At 30.0% G+C, this 3,809-nt stretch carries 3 protein-coding genes; all 3 read right to left on the bottom strand.

Going from position 1 to position 3,809, the window contains the following annotated elements:
• On the bottom strand, positions 1-1,553 hold a 1,553-nt coding region (locus AJN58_RS05955; RefSeq protein ID WP_148124193.1), incomplete at its 3' end, for a conjugal transfer protein TraG N-terminal domain-containing protein.
• A gap of 332 nt (positions 1,554-1,885) precedes the next feature.
• Positions 1,886-2,689, bottom strand: coding sequence for a hypothetical protein (locus AJN58_RS05950; protein WP_070233291.1), 804 nt, complete (start codon positions 2,687-2,689; stop codon positions 1,886-1,888).
• A 22-nt stretch (positions 2,690-2,711) separates the two neighbouring features.
• On the bottom strand, positions 2,712-3,809 hold a 1,098-nt coding region (locus tag AJN58_RS05945; RefSeq protein WP_070233292.1), incomplete at its 5' end, for a hypothetical protein.

The following is a 3,809-nucleotide window of genomic DNA, read 5'->3' as shown; positions in this document are numbered from 1 at the left end:
GCCCAAACTTCATCTCCTCTAGGAGCAGCAATGCTAGTTTGTGTAGATAAGGCTTGCTGATTTGCAAAGCTTCCAGCAGCTCTTGAAGCACCTGTTAGAGCTTGAGATAATCCAGAAGCAAAAGTTATAAATCCTTGCTCACTTGCTTTAGCTATAGCATAAGCTAAAACAGGAGTACTCATTACAAGATAATTCATGAAATTTGATCTACTTGCTACTTCTTTGAATATAAGCATATTATCTCCTAAGCTTAAAGCTGCTTTTCCACCTGTTATTACTTGTGCAACTTTCATAAGATTATAATCATTTAGATAGTTAATAATACAAAGAATAGGAGTCCAAAGCACTATCCAAATACATAGAGTAAAAAACATCTTAATATGTGCGTAAGAGCCAAATACAATAGAAAGCAAAGCAACAAGCCAAGATAAACCTATGATAATAGCTGTTAAATAAGCTTTAGCTAAAGGCAAATAAGTTTGCGCCATGTGTCCTTGTGCTTGCATACTTGCATAAAATTGCTGATCCGCATAAGCAGTATTTGCAGCCACAGAAGCAGGATTTAATCCTACTGATTTAGCGGTATTAATGATTGCATCTTGAGAAGCAAGCATTATCATGGATTGCTGTAAATAAGATCTAGCACTTACAGCTTGTTCGTTATAGATTTGTGCAGCGCCTAAGAACTTTTGCTCATAATTTGTCATATCATCTACCATACCAAGCAAAGCAGCATGAATCTTCATAGCTTCATCTGTATCGTTTTGAATCATTTCAACGATTTGAGGACCTGCATCAGAACAAGGCACAACACTTTGTTCTTCAACATTATTGTTATTTTTAAACAAAGGAGTAAGCTGAGAGCCATTGCCTATGTTTGTGAAAAGATCTTGCATTAAATTATCAGAGTTTTGAAAAAGATTTCTACCTTGTTGATTAAGCAAGATACCTACTGAAACGCAGTTTCTAAAATAAAAATCAATATTTTTTTGCAAAGTTGCATCAATAGCCGAAAGCTTTACGCTTGGTAAAGTACTCATCACTTGAAGTGAAAAACCTAAACCTGCGTTAGAGAAATTTGTAGATTGTGGAGTTGAAAAATGTTTTTCCATAGCTTCTAGGATAACCTTCTCAAATTGTGTCATTAATGCAAAGCTTTTTCCTATGCCTATAGGAATTTGAGAAATGACATAATCTTTACTTGTTACTTCATCGTGAATCATGAAGCGGTGATTATTGTCATTTGGCGCCCTTAAAAACATCTGCCACACTACAGCAAAAAGTATAAACATTTTTCCAAATTCAAACACAGGATTTGTTTGTCCATCCATTGCTTTTTTGATACTAAAAAGCAATAATGAGATAGCTAAGGCTGCATTAACGATATAACTTGTTTCAGTGGTTATACCTTTAACAGCTTGCATGATTTCATTCATCACATCGCCATAACCCCAAGTATAAATTAAATTGCTATTAGCTATTTCAGTTGCACCAAATAAAAATGAAGGTGCAAAAAACAAAGTGCTAAAGAATAAAAAGTAAAATCTTTTCATGGACTGTTTTAAGAAGTTAAAGAGTTTGTTTGGTATAATTATAAAAGGTAGATGCCAAAGGCGGCTACCTTTGGCATTAATCATAACCTAGAAAGGCGGTGATTAAATTGCTAAACATTGTTCTAATAATTATACTCTTAATGCTTTGCTATGTCAAGGCTTCTTGAGTATCCCCTGCTTTTGCAGGGTTTAGAACAATCCCTTTGGCTTAACCAAACAAACTTTTAACTAAGCTTCTCTTCTTCTATTGAATTTCTATATTTTTTTATATTTTTTATTTGAACTAAATAATAAACTTAACAAGATTTAAATTTACCAAATCTACTATCTTTTTACTTCAATCTCACATTCATAATCATATTAGATAAAAAGATACTATCTTTATCAAAGTCTTTTGAGTTATATTCATTTTTTGATTGTATAGTTTGCATAGTTTGTATTAAAGTTGAAAGATTGTATAAACTTAAACTTTCTAATATATTTATGAGTTCTATCTTGCTTAAAGTATTAAAATCATTTAACAATCTAAGATAATTACTTATAATAGAAGAAGAGTGAATACTATGAAATAAAATTTTATTTTTTATATCTTTTTTAATAAAAAATTGATTATCTTTAAAATAAAAATAATTTCTAAAATGATTATTGCTTATTATTTGATTATAAAAACTTAAAAGACTTTCTTTGCTGTTTAAATCTATAAAATTAAGATAAAAATTCTTTTCTTCTAAGGCTAATTTTAAAGCATTAAGATTTGCAAAAGAAGCATTAATATTTTCATTATTTTTTAAAGCATAAACGATATTTTCTTGTTCTTGTTTTTGGGTAATAGCATATTGTAATAAAGGATTTTTATAATGTGTATCGCTATTGATTAAAACATTGATATAAAAAGCTTCTTTGCTTTTTTGAGTTAATTGAAGCAAAGATAAAAGTGTAGAAGGGATATAAAAAGAATCAAGCTTTAAATTTAAATACTTATCATAAGTATTTATATAAGTTAATTCTTGAGTAAAATCCAAAGCTTGTTCTTTTAAATTTAAAAGCATTGTTCCACCTAATCCTAATAAAGCTAGATTTTTGAAATTCTCTAAAGCTTTTCTTTTTTCTAAATCGATTTGAAGTATTTTTTGCATTGTTTTTCCTTTCTTTTGTGGTTTACTCTTTTATATTATGCTCTTTAGCATAAGCTAGTATTTTAGCTCGAAGTTCTTGCGGAAAATTATATCTATAAATAGCAGGGATTCTTGGATCAAGAAGTCTATCAAGCTTATGTCTTTTATAATACCATTCTAGATTTTCAGGGGTAAAATAATAAGGGGCATTAGGATAGCCTTGAGGAGGAGTTAGGGCTGCTAATTTGGCAGTTAATATCATAGAATCTATTCTTAATTGTGCACTTTCTTCACTCCGATCATTTGGAATATCATAACCATAAGCATTTACCATGCCATTATAATACCCTCCCCTATGATGATCAAATTCTCTTCTGCTTTCATAAGTAGAATCTATATCCCTTGGATCTTTTATTTTGCCCTCAACTATATCACTTCTTAAGGCTTTATACATACTTCCAAATTCATCACGAGCAATTCTATATTTATTATAATCAATCACCCAATCTACTCCCATAATCTCATCTATAAAAGGAAGCATACCAAATTCATCAGGTTTTAAAGTCTTAGCTAAGGTTTTAATCTCTTGTTCTCTTAAAGGATTTTTATGCACTCCTACTAAACCACTTCCTACAGCAATATCTGCATAACCATAAATAGCACCTAATAAATTAGGTTTATCTAATATACTACTTCCTCCACTTAATTGTATATAAAGTATAGTAGCTTGGATAAATCTTGCATTAAAACCATTTTGAGACATATCATTAGCTAGGTATTTATAATCACCTAATATTCCTGCTGCCATACCCCATTCATTATGAAATAAACTTGATCTTAGATTATGTTTATTATCATCTACTATTCTATATAATTTTTCATATTTAGGATCTACATTTCCTTTTTCATCTACAGCTCCTATAGCTTCATAAGGTATATCTATAACAACACTTCTTATACCACTTCTTATAACTAAATATTTATATCTTTCTTTTTTAGTTTTTAAAGATTTATAATAAGCTTTTTCTGCTTTAGTCCAAGGAGCTATGCTTCCTTTGATAGGATCTTTTAAATAAATACTTTGCCAATCTTTAAATTCAAGCAAAGTAGATTTCTCCCCTGTGTGAAATTCAGGATCTAG

The organism is Campylobacter sp. BCW_4321, assembly GCF_001763075.1.
Lineage (GTDB): Bacteria > Campylobacterota > Campylobacteria > Campylobacterales > Campylobacteraceae > Campylobacter_D > Campylobacter_D jejuni.
The sequence above is the reverse complement of the archived record's forward strand: the minus strand, read 5'-3'. Positions and strand labels throughout refer to the sequence as shown.

Excerpts from the sequence above, each read along its gene's own strand:
- AJN58_RS05950 (WP_070233291.1), bottom strand. The coding sequence starts at position 2,689 with ATGCAAAAAATACTTCAAATCGATTTAGAAAAAAGAAAAGCTTTAGAG.